The following is a 16,114-nucleotide window of genomic DNA, read 5'->3' as shown; positions in this document are numbered from 1 at the left end:
CCCGCCCGCTCCGCGACACCCGCTCCGCAGCGCCCGGTCCACGGCGCACCCTTCACGGCACTCGCCCCACGACATCCATCCCACAGCACCCGAACCACTTCACCCACACCGCGTCCCACCAGCGGGGACGCGCGAAGACCCAAGAGGACGGGACAGCCATGCCCATTTCCGACGTTTCCTTCGACACTCCGCAGCCGATCTCCGTCACCGCGGAGGTGGCCGCCGGTTCCATCCAGTTCTCCGCGAGCGACCGCCTCGACACCCTCGTCGAGGTGCGGCCCCGCGACCCGAAGAAGGACAAGGACCGGCGGGTCGCCGAGCAGACCGAGGTCTCCTACGCCGGGGGCGTGCTGACCGTCAGGACGCCCAAGGGGCGCTACCTCATCGGCCCCACCGGCAGCGTCGACGTGATCGTCGAACTGCCCACCGGCTCGCGTGTCGACACCACCGGCTCCTGGACCCAGGTGCTCGGTGAGGGCCGGCTCGGCGAGGTCCGCGTGAAGACGTCGTCGGGTGATGTCCGGCTCGACGTGACGGGCCCGCTCCAGCTGACCGCTTCGCACGGCTCGATCACTGTGGACCACGTCGAGGGCCCGGCCGAGATCACCACCAGCTCCGGCAGCCTGCGCGTCGGCGTCGTCGACGGTTCGGCCGTTCTGAAGAACTCGCACGGCTCCACGACCGTCGGCACCGCGATCGGCGAGCTGCGGGTCAGCGGCGCCAACGGCGACATCGACATCCGGCGCGCCGAGAGCTCGGTCACCGCGACCACCGCCCACGGCACCCTGCGGCTGGGCGACGTGGCCAGGGGCACCGTCCAGCTGGAGACCTCCTACGGCGCCATCGACATCGGCATCCGCCAGGGCACCGCCGCCTGGCTCGACGTCAGCTCGGGCAACGGACAGGTCCGCAACACGCTCACCGCCTCCGAGGACCCGGACAAGTCCGAAGACACCGTGGAGATCAAGGCCCGCACCCGCTACGGCAACATCGACATCCGCCGCGCCCGCGGCTGACGCCGCCCAGGCCCGGGCCGTCGCGCCCGGGCCGGCCCGCTCGGGCCATCCGCCCCGCCGGGCCCGGTCCGACCGCCCAAGGGGCGACCACCGGCCGCGCCTCGCCGCAGTCGCCCTTTCGAGACCTCCAGGCCCAAGCCCTGCCAGACCCGAGCGCCCCAGGCCCTCGAGGTTCAAGTCCTTCCAGGCTCAAGCCTCCAGGCCCCAGGCCCCCTAGGCCCAGCCCCTCCACGCGGCAGCCTCTCGGAGCCCAAGCCCAAGCCCAAGCCCTCAAGCCCTCAAGCCCTCATGACTTCGAACAGGAAAGCCTCATGCCTTCTTCTGTCATGCCCATGTCGACCCCTCCTCTGCCCACCCCCCGCCAGGGCGACGATCACCAGTCGCCCGCCGCCGTCTCCGCCGTCGGGCTGCGCAAGTCGTACGGCGACCAGGTCGTCCTCGACGGCATCGACCTGCGGGTCCCGGCCGGGTCCGTGTTCGCGCTGCTCGGGCCCAACGGCGCCGGCAAGACCACCACCGTGCAGATCCTGTCCACGCTCATCGGCGCCGACGCCGGGCAGGCCCAGGTCGCGGGCCACGACGTCGCCGCGGCGCCGGACGGGGTGCGCGCCGCGATCGGCGTCACCGGACAGTTCGCCGCGCTCGACGACCTGCTCACCGCCGAGGAGAACCTGCTCCTCATGGCCGACCTGCTGCGCCTCGGCAAGCGCGAAGGACGCAGGCGGGCCGAGGAGTTGCTGGAGCGGTTCGGCATCGCGGACGTCGGGCACAAGCGCGCCGCGACCTTCTCCGGCGGCATGCGGCGCCGGCTCGACCTCGCCATGACCCTGGTCGGCGACCCTCGGGTGATCTTCCTCGACGAGCCGACGACCGGTCTCGATCCACGCAGCCGCCGCACCATGTGGGAGACCGTGCGCTCTCTGGTGGCGGCCGGCACCACCGTCTTCCTCACCACCCAGTACCTGGAGGAAGCCGACCAGTTGGCCGACCGGATCGCCGTGCTCGACGGCGGCCGGATCGTCGCCGAGGGTACGGCCGAGGAGCTCAAGGCGCAGATTCCCGGCAGTCACGTGCGGCTGCGGTTCACCGACCCCGACGACTACGAGAACGCGGCGGCCGCCTTCCCCGGAGCGGCCCGCGACGACGAGAACCTCGCCCTGCGCGTGGCCGGCGACGCCGGACTCGACGCGCTGCGCGGCCTGCTCGACCGGCTCGACGCCGCCGGCATCCGGGCAGCCGACTTCTCCGTGCACACCCCCGACCTCGACGACGTGTTCCTCGCCCTGACCGGCGACGGCGCCACGACGACCGGCACGGACACCGCCGACAGCACCCCGCTTCACGTCAAGGAGACCCTCCGATGAGCACCCTCACGTACGCCGTGCACGACTCGATGACGATGCTGCGGCGCAACCTCAAGCACGCGATCCGCTACCCGGCCGTGGGGTTCGGCGCCGCCATGACCCCGATCCTGATGCTGCTGCTGTTCGTGTACGCCTTCGGGGACTCGATCGGCGCGGGCATGGGCGGCGGCCGGGACGCCTACCTGGAGTACCTGACGCCGGGCATCATCATCATGGGGGTGGCCGCCGGGTCGATGTCGACCTCGATCGCGATCTGCTCCGACATGACCGAAGGCATCATCAACCGCTTCCGCACCATGAACATCACCCGCTCCTCGTTCATGACGGGTCATGTCATCGGCAGCGTCATCCAGACGATGCTCAGTGCCGTCCTGGTCGTGGGGGTGGCGGTCGCCGTCGGATTCCGGTCGGACGCCGGTCCGCTCGCGTGGCTGGCCGCCGCCGGCCTCCTCGTGGCCATCGCGTTCGCGGTGACCTGGCTGTCGGCCGCGCTCGGCCTGATCTCCAAGACCGTCGAGTCCGCGAGCAACAAGCCGCTGCTCATCCAGTTCCTGCCGTTCCTCGGCTCGGCGTTCGTGCCGGCCGAGTCGATGTCGCCGGGCCTGCGCTGGTTCGCCGAGAACCAGCCGTTCACTCCGATGACCGAGACCCTGCGGGGCCTGCTCTCCGGCTCGGAGATCGGCGCCAACGGCTGGATCTCGCTCGCCTGGTGCGCCGGTATCGCCCTCGTCGGCTACCTCTGGTCGCGCTCGCTGTTCAACAGCACCACCAAGCGCTGAGGCCCGCCGCACGGCCCCGGCCGGATCCCGTGCCCTCCGCCCGCGGGCGGAGGGCACGAAGTGAGCGGAGGCCGGTCTCCGTCCGTACAACCGCACGGGTGTCGGTGGCTCAGGCCTCCGGCGCCCGTGCGGTCGTACGACCGGGTGGGCTCCGGGGAGGCCCGTTGGACCGGGTGACCCGCGCGAACGACTCGATCGGATGACGGCGTGCGAGGGCGCCCAGACATGACCTCCCCGCCCCCATGTATTAGAGTTATCTCGACATCGAGATATCTGCCGAGGCGTACCGCAGCCGCACTGCGTCGTCCATCCAACGGTAAGGGTTACCTAACTTAGCCTTACCTTAGCGGATCGTCCATGGCGCCGTGGCGGCAGGATGCGGTGGGAACGCGCACATCAATGAAGGAGACTGTCGTGTCGGCGAACAGCTTCGACGCCCGCAGCACGCTGCAGGTGGGCGACGAGTCGTACGAGATCTTCCGGCTGGACAAGGTGGAAGGCTCGGCTCGCCTTCCGTACAGCCTGAAGGTGCTGCTGGAGAACCTGCTCCGCACGGAGGACGGCGCGAACATCACCGCCGATCACATCCGGTCCATCGGCGACTGGGACTCCCAGGCGCAGCCGAGCCAGGAGATCCAGTTCACGCCCGCCCGCGTGATCATGCAGGACTTCACCGGCGTGCCCTGCGTCGTCGACCTCGCCACCATGCGCGAGGCCGTCAAGGAGCTCGGCGGCGACCCGGCGAAGGTCAACCCGCTCTCCCCGGCCGAGCTGGTCATCGACCACTCCGTCATCGCCGACAAGTTCGGCACGAAGGAAGCCTTCGGCCAGAACGTCGAGCTGGAGTACGGCCGCAACAAGGAGCGCTACCAGTTCCTGCGCTGGGGCCAGACCGCCTTCGACGACTTCAAGGTCGTCCCGCCGGGCACCGGCATCGTCCACCAGGTGAACATCGAGCACCTGGCGCGCACGGTCATGGTCCGCAACGGCCAGGCGTACCCCGACACGCTTGTCGGTACGGACTCGCACACCACCATGGTCAACGGCCTGGGCGTGCTCGGCTGGGGCGTCGGCGGCATCGAGGCCGAGGCCGCGATGCTCGGCCAGCCGGTCTCCATGCTCATCCCGCGCGTCGTCGGCTTCAAGCTGACCGGCGAGCTCACCCCGGGCACGACCGCCACCGACCTCGTGCTGACCATCACCGAGATGCTCCGCAAGCACGGTGTCGTCGGCAAGTTCGTCGAGTTCTACGGCGAGGGTGTGGCCGCCACGTCGCTGGCCAACCGTGCCACCATCGGCAACATGTCGCCGGAGTTCGGCTCCACCGCCGCGATCTTCCCGATCGACGGCGAGACCATCAAGTACCTCAAGCTCACCGGCCGCTCCGAGCAGCAGCTCGCGCTCGTCGAGGCGTACGCCAAGGAGCAGGGCCTCTGGCTCGACCCGGCCGCCGAGCCCGACTTCTCCGAGAAGCTGGAGCTCGACCTCTCCACGGTCGTCCCCTCCATCGCCGGCCCGAAGCGCCCGCAGGACCGCATCGTCCTCGCGAACGCCGCCGAGCAGTTCAAGAGCGACGTGCGCAACTACGTCGCCGACGACGACGAGGCGGGCAAGGAGTCCTTCCCGGCCTCCGACTCCCCGGCGGCCGCCAACGGCGTCCCGTCCAACCCGGTCACGGTCACGGCCCCCGACGGCTCGACCTACGAGATCGACCACGGCGCGGTGACGGTCGCGGCCATCACCTCCTGCACCAACACCTCGAACCCGTACGTCATGGTCGCCGCCGCGCTCGTCGCGAAGAAGGCCGTGGAGAAGGGCCTGACCCGCAAGCCGTGGGTCAAGACCACCCTCGCCCCGGGCTCCAAGGTCGTCACCGACTACTTCGACAAGGCGGGGCTCACCCCCTACCTCGACAAGGTCGGCTTCAACCTGGTCGGTTACGGCTGCACCACCTGCATCGGCAACTCCGGCCCGCTGCCGGACGAGGTCTCCAAGGCCGTCAACGACCACGACCTCGCGGTCACCTCGGTCCTCTCCGGCAACCGGAACTTCGAGGGCCGTATCAACCCCGACGTCAAGATGAACTACCTGGCCTCCCCGCCGCTGGTCGTCGCCTACGCCCTCGCGGGCTCCATGAAGGTGGACGTCACCCGCGACGCGCTCGGCACCGACACCGAGGGCAAGCCGGTCTTCCTGGCCGACATCTGGCCCTCCGAGGCCGAGGTCAACGACGTCGTGGCGAACGCCATCGGCGAGGACATGTTCAACAAGTCCTACAAGGACGTCTTCGCGGGCGACGCCCAGTGGCAGGCGCTGCCGATCCCCGAGGGCAACACCTTCGAGTGGGACCCGCAGTCGACGTACGTCCGTAAGCCCCCTTACTTCGAGGGCATGACGATGGAGACCACCCCGGTCTCCGACATCGCCGGCGCGCGCGTCCTCGCCAAGCTCGGCGACTCGGTCACCACCGACCACATCTCCCCGGCCGGTGCGATCAAGGCCGACACCCCCGGAGGCAAGTACCTCACGGAGCACGGTGTCGAGCGTCGTGACTTCAACAGCTACGGCTCGCGCCGCGGCAACCACGAGGTCATGATCCGCGGCACGTTCGCCAACATCCGCCTGCGCAACCAGATCGCGCCGGGCACCGAGGGCGGCTACACCCGCGACTTCACGAAGGACGGCGCCCCCGTCTCCTTCATCTACGACGCCTCGCGCAACTACATCGACCAGGGCATCCCGCTGGTCATCCTGGCGGGCAAGGAGTACGGCTCCGGTTCGTCCCGCGACTGGGCCGCCAAGGGCACCGCGCTCCTCGGCGTCAAGGCCGTCATCGCCGAGTCGTACGAGCGCATCCACCGCTCGAACCTCATCGGCATGGGTGTCCTGCCGCTCCAGTACCCGGAGGGCGTCACGGCCGAGTCCCTCGGTCTGACCGGCGAGGAGACCTTCTCCTTCACCGGCGTCGAGGAGCTCAACAACGGCACCACCCCGCGCACGGTGAAGGTGACCACCGACACCGGCGTCGAGTTCGACGCGGTCGTCCGCATCGACACCCCCGGCGAGGCGGACTACTACCGCAACGGCGGCATCATGCAGTTCGTGCTGCGCAACCTGATCCGCAAGTAAGCGGTCCGGTAGGGCGGTAGAGGTACGGCAGTACTGCAGCAGCAGGACGCGGTAGGGCGGTCTCCGGACGGCCCGAGGCGGCCTGGGGCCGCATCCCCGGTAGCCGGGGGTGCGGCCCTTCGCCGTCGCCCCGCCGCCGGTCCCAGGACATCGGCCGTGCGCAGGTGGAACACAGGGTTCCCCGACCGGCCGCCTGTGGACCGGACACCCGCGCGGCCGATCCCTGCCGCAGCGATCCGTCCGCACACGATCCCTGTCGGCGTCTTCCCCCCACCCCGCCTGCCCACGTCCCGGCAACCCCGGCACTGGCAAAACCGGCACTGGCAACACCGGCATCAACCGTCCCCGAACCGGCTGCCCTTGCAAGGGCTCCCCGCGGGCCGCCGATTCCCCGCGCGGCCTCGACGCCGTCCAGCGCTCCGCCCTCGCGGGCATCCGGGCGGACGGCGCCCCCGGACGGCACCGCCCCGGCGCCACGGACCCCGGACGGAGTGCCCAGTCCCGGACGGAGTGCCCCACGTTCGGGCGGGCGGTGCGCCCTGATTCCTGCGGCTACGACCGCGATGTGATCCCGGCCCCGACGCGCGCGCCGTGTGCGAGGCGTTTACAGGGGTTCCCGTGCGCGCTAATTTCCGAGTGAGGTGGGAGCGCTCCCATCCGGCGGACCGGAACCCGCCCCGGGGCCGCTCCCGCCTCGCCCCGCATCCGCACGGCACTCGACGAAGGAGATCTTTGTCATGCGCCTTACAATCCTGTCCCCGCGATTACAACGCCTCGCCCGTCGCAGAACCCCCTTCCTGGTCCTCCTCGCCCTGCTGGCCGCTCTTCCGGCCCTCACCCTCATCGTCGTGACCGGCGGCCGGGCGGAGGCGCACGGCACTCCCATGAAGCCCGGCAGCCGCACGTTCCTGTGCTGGCAGGACGGGCTGACCGACACCGGGGAGATCAAACCCGTGAACCCCGCCTGCAAGGCGGCTCAACAGGTCAGCGGGACCACGCCGTTCTACAACTGGTTCTCGGTCCTGCGTTCCGACGGCGCGGGGCGCACCCGCGGCTTCGTGCCCGACGGTTCGCTCTGCAGCGGCGGCAACCCCAACTTCACGGGCTTCGACCTGCCGCGCTCCGACTGGCCGTTGACCCACCTGACCTCGGGCGCGACCGTCGACTTCGCGTACAACGCCTGGGCGGCGCACCCCGGTTGGTTCTACGTCTACATCACCAAGGACGGCTTCGACCCGGCCCGGACGCTCACCTGGGACGCCATGGAGGACCAGCCGTTCCTCACGGTCGACCACCCGGCGCTCAACGGCACCCCGGGCACGGTCGCGGCGAACTACTCCTGGAGCGGCCGGCTGCCGGCGGGCAAGACCGGCCGGCACATCGTCTACATGGTCTGGCAGCGCTCGGACAGCGCGGAGACCTTCTACTCCTGCTCCGACGTCGTCTTCGACGGCGGCAACGGGGAGGTCACGGGGATCCACGACCCCGGCGACTCGACCGAGCCCCCGCCGGGCGTGTGCTCCGCGACCCGCCGCACCACCAACAGCTGGTCCGGCGGCTACCAGGCCGAGGTGACCGTCACCAACACGGGTGACGTCCCGATGCTCGGCTGGATGGTCGACTGGTCGCTGCCGGGCGGTCAGTCGGTGGCCAGTCTGTGGAACGGCAACGCGACCTACGGCGGCCAGGACGTGATGGTGCACAACGCCGACTGGAACGGCTCGCTGAGTCCGGGCGCGAGCACGACGTTCGGATACGTCGTCTCTGGCTCGGGCGACGATCCGTCGACGGCCCTGCCCTGTCGGGTCGGCTGAACGGGCCGGCTCGGGGCGGACCGGGCGGGTGTTGTTCCGACCCGCCCGGTCCGCGAGCCCGGACAGGTCGGGGGAGGCCCGGCCCGGGATGGTACGGCTTGTGTCGACCGTGGTGTGCGACAACGTTGTCGTACGGTCTGGTCACGACTCTATCGCCTCAACGGACAACGATGTCAAGCAAGTTGACGGCCGAACGCCCAGAAGTCGGGGCGCCGGGGCACGCCGAACGCGTCGGGGCGGCGCCGGGCGCGACCGCGGCCGTACGGACGGACGGGGCGTCGGTGCGGGCCGGGCGTGTCCGTGGAGGTCGGGGGGCATGGACGTCGCGGGTGCAGCAGGCGCGTCCGGTGAGGTCGGGCGGTCCTGGCCATCGGGGGGTACGGCGGGCGCGTCCCCGGCCGGGCAGGCGCTCTTCCGTGGTACCCGTGGCGCACGTTACTGTCCCTGCGGCTTGTGCGACCTGTGGTGCGCGACCCGTCCGAAGGAGGAGGGGCCGCGTCATGCGTTTCCGTCCGTCATCCGTCCTGCTGGCCGTCGTCCTGACGGTGGCCGGTGCCACTCCGGCGCTCGCCGCACCCCCGTCAGGTCCACCGGAACTCGTCCAGGACCCCACCGCGTACGTCGACCCGCTCATCGGCACGAAGAACGGCGGCAACGTCTTCCCGGGCGCCGTCACCCCCTTCGGCATGCTCTCCTGGAGCCCGGAGAACACCCGCGGGGACGCCACCCGCACGGCCGCGCCCGGCGGTTACCAGTACGACGCCCCGCGCATCCGCGGCTTCAGCCTCACCCACATGTCCGGAACGGGATGCGCGGGCGGCAGCGGCGACATCCCGATCTTCCCGTTCTCCGGTGCGGTCACGTCCTCCCCGGCGAGCGACACCAAGGACGCCGTCTACGCGTCCGGCTTCGCGCACGCCGACGAACAGGCCGAACCCGGCCACTACAAGGTCGGGCTCGCCTCCGGAGTGAGCGCCGACCTCACGGCCACGGCGCGCACCGGCTCGGGCCGCTTCGCCTTCCCGGCCGACAAGCCCGCCTCGCTGCTGATCCGCACCGCCAACTCCGAGGTCGGATCGACCGACTCCACGGTGCGGATCGACCCCGAGACCCGCACGGTCTCCGGGTCCGTCACCTCCGGCAACTTCTGCGGCTACCTCGACCCCGAGGGGCAACGCTCTTACTACACGCTCTACTTCACCGCCCGCTTCGACCGCGACTTCGCGGCCACCGGCACCTGGCAGGACGACCGGCTGAGTCCGGGGAGCACCGAGGCGAGCGGCGGGACCGGTGGTTTCGGGCAGGGCGGCCGTCCCGTCGCGGGCAAGGGCGCGGGCGGCTATGTGGAGTTCGAGCCCTCCGCCGACCCGGTGAACGTCAAGGTCGGCATCTCGTACGTCAGTCAGGACGGCGCGGCCGCCAACCTCGCGGCCGAGAACCCGCCGTCCCGCTCCTTCGACTCGGTCCGGCGGGCCGCCCACCGCGACTGGCGCGAGCGGCTCGGCGCGATCGGCGTCGGCGGGGGCACCGACGCCGACCGCACCACCTTCTACACCGCGCTCTACCACGCGCTCCTGCACCCGAACGTCATCAGCGACGCCGACCGCAGATACCGGGGCTCCGACGACAAGGTGCACACCGTCGGACGGGGCCACGAGGCGCAGTACGGCACGTTCTCCGGCTGGGACGTCTACCGTTCCCAGGTCCAGCTGCTGACCCTGCTCAACCCCGACATCGGATCCGACATCGCGCAGTCCCTGTTCGAACTCGCCCGGCAGAACGGGGGAGTCTGGGACCGCTGGCTGCACGGCGCGAGCGGTACGCACGTCATGAACGGCGACCCCTCGCCGGCCGCCCTCGCCGGCATCCGCGCCTTCGGCGGCAGCGACTTCGACCTGCGCGGCGCGCTCGCCTCCCTGGTGAAGGCGGCGACCGTACCGACCGAGGGGGACCTCTCCCCGGCGGGCAAACCCGTGCTCTCGGCCGGTCAGCGGCCCTCGCTCGACAAGTACCTGGAACACCACTACATGCCGTCCGTGTCCAACGCCTGGGGTGGCGCGGCCGAGACCCTGGAGATGTCCGGCGCGGACTTCGCGATCTCCCAACTCGCCAAGGCGGCCGGGGAGAAGAAGACCGCGGCCGACTTCGCCGAACGCTCCCAGTACTGGCAGAACAACTTCAACATCGCGGCCGACCCCGGCGGCGGCTACATCGCCAACCGCAAGGCCGACGGAAGCTGGGTCACCGGCTTCACCCCGGCGACCGGCAACGGCTTCGTGGAGGGCACGGCGGCCCAGTACACCTGGATGGTCCAGCACGACCCGGCGGGCCTCTTCGCGGCGATGGGCGGGCGCGCCAAGGCCCTCGACCGGCTCGACACCTTCTTCCACGACGCGGACGGCGGCTGGGCGTTCACCGGCAGCGGCGGCGACAAGTCCGAGCTGGACAACGAGCCGTCGGTCAACGTGCCCTACCTGTACGACTACGCGGGCGCGCCCTACAAGGCGCAGGAGACCGTCCGTGCGGCCATGAGCAGGCTGTGGTCGACGGAGCCGGGCGGCATCCCCGGCAACGACGACCTCGGTGAGATGTCGTCCTGGTACGTCTTCTCCGCCCTCGGAATGTACCCCCAGGTGCCCTCCCGTGCCGAACTCACCCTGTCCTCACCGCTGTTCCCGAGGATCGAGATCGAGCGGCCGGGCGGCGCCGACATCGAGATCCGGGCCCGGGGAGCGGCCGCGGACGCCCCGTACATCCAGTCCCTGCGGGTCGACGGCCGCAGCAGCGAACGGCCGTGGCTGCCCGCCTCCTTCGTCCGCGACGGCGGCACGCTCGACTACACGCTGGCCACCGCCCCCGACAAGAGCTGGGGCACCGCCGAGTCGGCCGCCCCGCCCTCCTTCCGTGCGGGCGAGCAGCCGTACCAGATCGGTGTGGGCCCGACGGCGGCGACGCTCGCGCCCGGTGGCAGCACCGCGCTCGACATCCGCGCCCTCGCCCTCGGCGGCGGTGCCGGGCCCGAGGTCCGCTTCCACGTGGACGTGCCCGCCGGAGTGACGGCGACGCCAGCCGAGGGCACCGTGACCGACGGGGCCCGGCGGATCACCCTGACCGCCGCCGACGACGCCGAGCAGGGGTTCTACGACGTCAAGGTGAAGGTGACCTCGGACGCCACGTCGTACGCGCAGCCGGTGGCCCTGACGGTCGCGGCACCCGGGTCCCTGCTCGCGGCCTACAACAACACCGGTGTCTCCGAGGACGCCGGTGACCACGACGAGGCCGACTACGACGGCGGCGGCTGGAGCTACTCCCGCCAGGCCCTGGCCGACGTGGGGCTGACGCCGGGCGGCCGGGGCACCGTGGACGGCCTCGCCTACACCTGGCCGAACTCGCCGTCCGGCCGCCCCGACAACGCCTCGGCGACCTCGCAGACCATCGAACTGGCCGAGCCCGTCAGCCGGTTGTCCTTCATCGGCAGTGCCGTGAACGGCAACCAGCGCACCAGTGCCACCGTGACCTACACCGACGGCGGCACCGACTCGGTCGACCTGTCCTTCACGGACTGGACCGTCGGCGGCGGGGGCGGCACCGTCCAGTACGGCAACAGGACCATCGCCAAGACCGCCTACCGCAATGTCGCCGGCGCGGACAAGGACCCGGTGGCCACCTACGTGTTCGCCACCGAGCCCTTCCAGGCGCCGGCCGGGAGGACCGTCAAGAGCGTCAAGCTCCCCGACGACGCGGACCTGCACGTCTTCACCCTCGCGGTCAGCCCGTGACCGATCCGGCTGGAAGCCGACTCGGCCGGTGGGCCCTTGAGCCGCTGAACCCGTGGACCGCTGAAGCGGTGCCCGGTGAACCGGTGAACTGATCCGTCCGGAACGCGGGGCGGGCCCGGAGTCTCCTCCGGGCCCGCCCCTTTCCCTTCGCCGGCGCCTCAGGCCAGCAGTTCCACCTCCGCGAGGGTCGCCTCGGCGTCGAGGACGAGCCTGTAGTGGGTGTACGAGCCCGGATCCGCGATCGTGAACGCCCGGGTCTGCTTGTCCCAGCGGAAGGATTCCCCCGAACGCTTGTCGAGGTCCTTCCACGTCGTCCCGTCCGAGGAACCCTGGAGGGTCCAGCCGGCCGGGGCCTTCGCCCGGTCCGAGGACGTCAGCGTGTACTGGACGCCCTCCGTGGCGGCGCCGACCGGCAGGTCCACCGAGGTGACCGCGCCGTCCGTGGCCGAGGTGTTGTCGAACAGCGCGCCGTCTCCCGCGAGGGTGTCCGCGCGGGGCGTCGGCACCTTGTCGTCCTCGGTGACCGACACCGGCGCCGCGTTCTTGCCGGTGCCCCAGGCGGACGGTTCGGAGCCCATGTCGAACTCCAGCACCCCGCCACGGGAGATCAGCGAGTGGGGCAGCGAAGTCGACTTCCACTGCTTGCCGTTGACCCGCAGCCCCTGCACGTACACGTTCTTCGCGCTGTTCCGCGGGGCCTTGACCACCAGGTCCCGGCCGTTGTCCAGGTGGACCGTGACCTTGGTGAACAGCGGGGAGCCGATGGCGTATTCGCCGCTGCCCATGACCAGCGGGTAGAAGCCGAGCGAGGAGAAGAGGAACCAGGCCGACTGCTCGCCGTTGTCCTCGTCGCCGTGGTAGCCCTGCCCGATCTCACTGCCGGTGTACAGGCGGGAGAGGACCTCGCGGACGTTCTTCTGCGTCTTCCAGGGCTGTCCGGCCGCGTCGTACATGTAGTTCACGTGGTGGGCCACCTGGTTGGAGTGCCCGTACATGCCCATCCGTACGTCCCGGGCCTCCGTCATCTCGTGGATGACCCCGCCGTACGAGCCCACGATGTCCGGCGAGGCGGTCTCGGGCGTCGCGAAGTACGTGTCGAGCTTGTCCGCCAGCCCGCTCCGGCCGCCGTACAGGTTCGCCAGTCCCCGCGAGTCCTGCGGCGCGGTGAACGCGTAGCCCCAGCCGTTGGTCTCCGTGTAGTCGTAGCCCCACACCCGCGGGTCGTACTTCGCGGAGTCGACCCGCCAGTCGCCCTTCGCACTGCGGCCCTGGAAGAAGCCGGCCTTGGAGTCGAAGAGATTCACGTAGTCCCGGGCGCGGTTGAGGAAGTAGTCCGATTCCTCCTTGTAGTGCTTCTCGTCCGTCTTCTTGTAGAGGGCGCGGCCCATCTCGGCGATGCCGTAGTCGTTGACGTAGCCCTCCATGGCCCAGGAGAGGCCCTCGCCGGTGGAGGTGCTGGTGTAGCCGAGGAACGGGGAGGTGGTCATGCCCTTGCGGCCCACGCCGGACGTCGGCGGGACGACGGTCGCGTTCTTCAGCGCCGCGTCGTAGGCCGACTCCGCGTCGAAGTCGACGCCCTTGACGTACGCGTCCGCGAACGCCACGTCCGACGAGGTGCCGGTCATCAGGTCCGCGTACCCGGGCGAGGACCAGCGCGAGGTCCAGCCGCCGTCCTTGTACTGCTGGACGAACCCGTCGACCATCTCACCGGCCTGCCCCGGCGTCAGGAACGAGTACGCCGGCCACGTCGTCCGATAGGTGTCCCAGAAGCCGTTGTTGACGTACACCTTGCCGTCGACGATCTTCGCCCCGGTGTGGGTCGGGGTGTCGGGCCCCGGCATCGGGACGAACGGCGAGGCGTACTGGAACTTGGAACCCACCTTCTCGAAACCGGAGTTGGGGTACAGGTAGAGCCGGTAGACGCTGGAGTACAGCGTGGTCAGCTGGTCCGGGGTCGCGCCCTGCACCTCGACCTTGCCGAGCAGCCGGTCCCACTGCCGCTGGGCCCCGGCCTTGACCTCCCCGAACGACCTGCCGTCCGGGATCTCCTGGCGCAGGTTGTCCTTGGCCTGGTCGAGACTGATGAGGGAGGTGGCCAGGCGCAGGGTGACGGAGTGGTCGGCGCCCGGCTTGAACTTCAGGTAGCCCTTGACGCCGCTGGAGGTGCCCTCGGTCACGGGCGCGTCGAAGACCCCGTAGACGAAGAGCCGGGTGGCGCCGGTGGACAGGCCGGACTTGACGTCCGAGTAGCCGGTGACCACACCGGACGAGGTGTCCAGCGTCAGCCCCGCCTGTTCGGTGACGTTGTCGAAGACCACGCTCGCGTCGTCACCCGGGTAGGTGAAGCGCAGTGCGGCGGCGTGATCGGTCGGCGCCATCTCCGCCTTGAGACCGTTCTCGAAGGTCACTCCGTAGTAGTACGGCCGCGCGGTCTCGTTCTCGTGCCGGAAGGCCAGCCCGCGGGCCGCCCGCCCGGTGTCCGGGGTGCCCGAGGCGGCCGACGGCATGACCTGGAAGGTCTGCCGGTCGCCCATCCAGGGGCTCGGCTCATGGCTCGCGCTGAACGCCTCGATGGTGGGCAGGTTGTCCGCGTTGTTGTCGCGGGCGTAGTCGTACAGCCAGCTCAGTGAGCCCGCGTTGGTCACCGGCGTCCAGAAGTTGAAGCCGTGCGGGACGGCCGTCGCCGGGAAGTTGTTGCCGCGCGAGAATCCGCCGCTGGAGTTGGTGCCCCGGGTCGTCAGCGCGTAGTCGGACAGATGCGCCTTCGGCTTCTCCCGGGCGACCGTTTTCAGCGAGACGTCGTCCAGCCAGCCGCGGAACTTCGCGGGGCCCTTCGGGGAGTCGTACGCGACCAGGACGCGGTCGACGGTCTTCCCGGTCGCGACGGAACCGATCCGCGAGGACACGTTGTTCCACTGGTTGACGTACAGCACTTTGGAGGCGCCCTGACCCTGCGGCGTGAGCGCGAAGCCGTGCTGGTCCACGGCGTTCAGACCGCTCAGCGTCGAACCGTCGGTGAAGACCAGGTCCACGGCGACGTTCGTGGCGTCGTAGTCCCGGTCGCCGTCCGCCATCGAGGGGAAGATCCTGTACGACAGTTCGGTGTCGCGCCCGACGGCGACGTCGACGTCGAACACCTTGTTGTACGAGAACGCCCGGCCCTCACCCTTGTGGGTGCCGGCGTAGCGCAGGGCCCGCTTGCCCGTGAAGCCCGCGCCCGCCTTCGCGGTGGGGGAGCCGCTCGGTCCCCGGTCCACGAGCGAGAGCATGTCCTTGGGCGTCGGGTCGTCGCTCTTGCCGGTGGACAGCTGGACGTCGGCCAGCTGGAGGATGTCGCCGTCGTTGTTCCTGGTCACGTCGAGCCGGAAGTGCTGGTACTCGGCCGGGCTTTCGATGTCGTACGACTTCGTCTGGAAGCGCTCGCCGAAGGATTCACCGGAACGGGTGTCGAGGGTCTTCCAGTCCTTGCCGTCGGTGGAGCCCTGGAGGGTCCAGTCCTTCGGGTCGCGCTCGTCGTGGTCGTTTGCGGATGTGAGCGCGTACGTGACCACCTTGACCGGTGCGTCGAGGTCTAACTCGGCCCAGCCGGTGGGCTCGAAGGTCAGCCACTTGCTGCTGGGCTCGCCGTCGACGAGGTTCTCCTTGACCTCGCCGGCGCCGGTGTTCTCACCGCTCGCCCGCACGTCCGTGACGTGGTCGGTCACATTGCCGGGGATGCCCGTGCTGTAGCCGCCGTCGACCCCGGAGGACCGCTTCGTGCCGTCGGAAGCCGTGTCCACCGTGTTGAGCCAGTCCGGAAGCGGGTCACCCGATTCGAACGACGAGCTGAACGTCCGTTCGGCGACCGCCGTTCGGGCGGGCAGGGCGACCGCCGCGCCCTGCGAGGCCACCACCAGGGAAAGCGCTGCGACCCCCAGTGCCGCCGGGGAAAGCCGTCCGGTCCGACTCGTCGAACCTCGTCTGTACCGAGCTCTGTGCTGCATGCGCGAGCACCCTCCCTGCACTTGGACAACGTTGTCAAATTCGAGGCGCAAGGTCCATTTGGAAGCCAAGGGGTCAGTGCTGTCAAGGGTGTTGGGTGCGGCATCCGGGGTGAATGTGGTGCGACGAACCGTGCATTGGGTTCATTGCGGGAGGTGGGCCTCCTGGATCTTCGCCGGGGTGGTCCGGGGGTGTCCCGTATTTCCGGGAGGTCTCAACTCGGAAAAGACCGACGGGCAAACCTGCATTCGA

The 16,114-nt window shown here is 70.2% G+C and carries 7 protein-coding genes; 6 read left to right on the top strand and 1 reads right to left on the bottom strand.

Annotation, left to right across the window (positions count from 1 at the left end):
- Window positions 1-158 precede the first annotated feature (158 nt).
- The 6 genes from ACFYW7_RS16605 (at window position 159) to ACFYW7_RS16580 (ending at window position 11,881) form a co-directional block, all read left to right on the top strand.
- Window positions 159-1,016, top strand: a complete 858-nt coding sequence (locus ACFYW7_RS16605) for a DUF4097 domain-containing protein (protein ID WP_389502608.1) — start codon at window positions 159-161, stop codon at window positions 1,014-1,016.
- 347 nt (window positions 1,017-1,363) lie between these two features.
- Complete coding sequence (locus tag ACFYW7_RS16600) at window positions 1,364-2,380, top strand: ATP-binding cassette domain-containing protein (RefSeq protein WP_389502757.1); 1,017 nt, start codon at window positions 1,364-1,366, stop codon at window positions 2,378-2,380.
- Window positions 2,377-3,159 carry an ABC transporter permease gene (locus tag ACFYW7_RS16595; RefSeq protein WP_389502606.1) on the top strand — a complete coding sequence of 261 codons (783 nt, stop codon included), beginning with the start codon at window positions 2,377-2,379 and terminating at the stop codon, window positions 3,157-3,159. Before ACFYW7_RS16600 ends, ACFYW7_RS16595 begins: the two co-directional genes overlap by 4 nt.
- A gap of 414 nt (window positions 3,160-3,573) precedes the next feature.
- Window positions 3,574-6,288 carry an aconitate hydratase AcnA gene (acnA, locus tag ACFYW7_RS16590; protein WP_389502604.1) on the top strand — a complete coding sequence of 905 codons (2,715 nt, stop codon included), beginning with the start codon at window positions 3,574-3,576 and terminating at the stop codon, window positions 6,286-6,288.
- Between the two features lie 737 nt (window positions 6,289-7,025).
- Entirely contained in the window at window positions 7,026-8,102 is a 1,077-nt protein-coding gene (locus ACFYW7_RS16585) for a lytic polysaccharide monooxygenase (RefSeq protein ID WP_389502602.1), read from the top strand.
- A gap of 500 nt (window positions 8,103-8,602) precedes the next feature.
- On the top strand, window positions 8,603-11,881 hold the full coding sequence (locus ACFYW7_RS16580) for a GH92 family glycosyl hydrolase (protein WP_389502600.1): 3,279 nt from the start codon (window positions 8,603-8,605) through the stop codon (window positions 11,879-11,881).
- Window positions 11,882-12,039: 158 nt separating this feature from the next.
- Here ACFYW7_RS16580 and ACFYW7_RS16575 read toward each other — a convergent pair whose 3' ends face one another.
- On the bottom strand, window positions 12,040-15,864 hold the full coding sequence (locus tag ACFYW7_RS16575; RefSeq protein WP_389502598.1) for a GH92 family glycosyl hydrolase: 3,825 nt from the start codon (window positions 15,862-15,864) through the stop codon (window positions 12,040-12,042).
- Window positions 15,865-16,114: the final 250 nt, after the last annotated feature.

It is taken from the genome of Streptomyces sp. NPDC002580, from assembly GCF_042889485.1.
Taxonomy (GTDB): Bacteria; Actinomycetota; Actinomycetes; order Streptomycetales; family Streptomycetaceae; genus Streptomyces.
The sequence above is the reverse complement of the archived record's forward strand: the minus strand, read 5'-3'. Positions and strand labels throughout refer to the sequence as shown.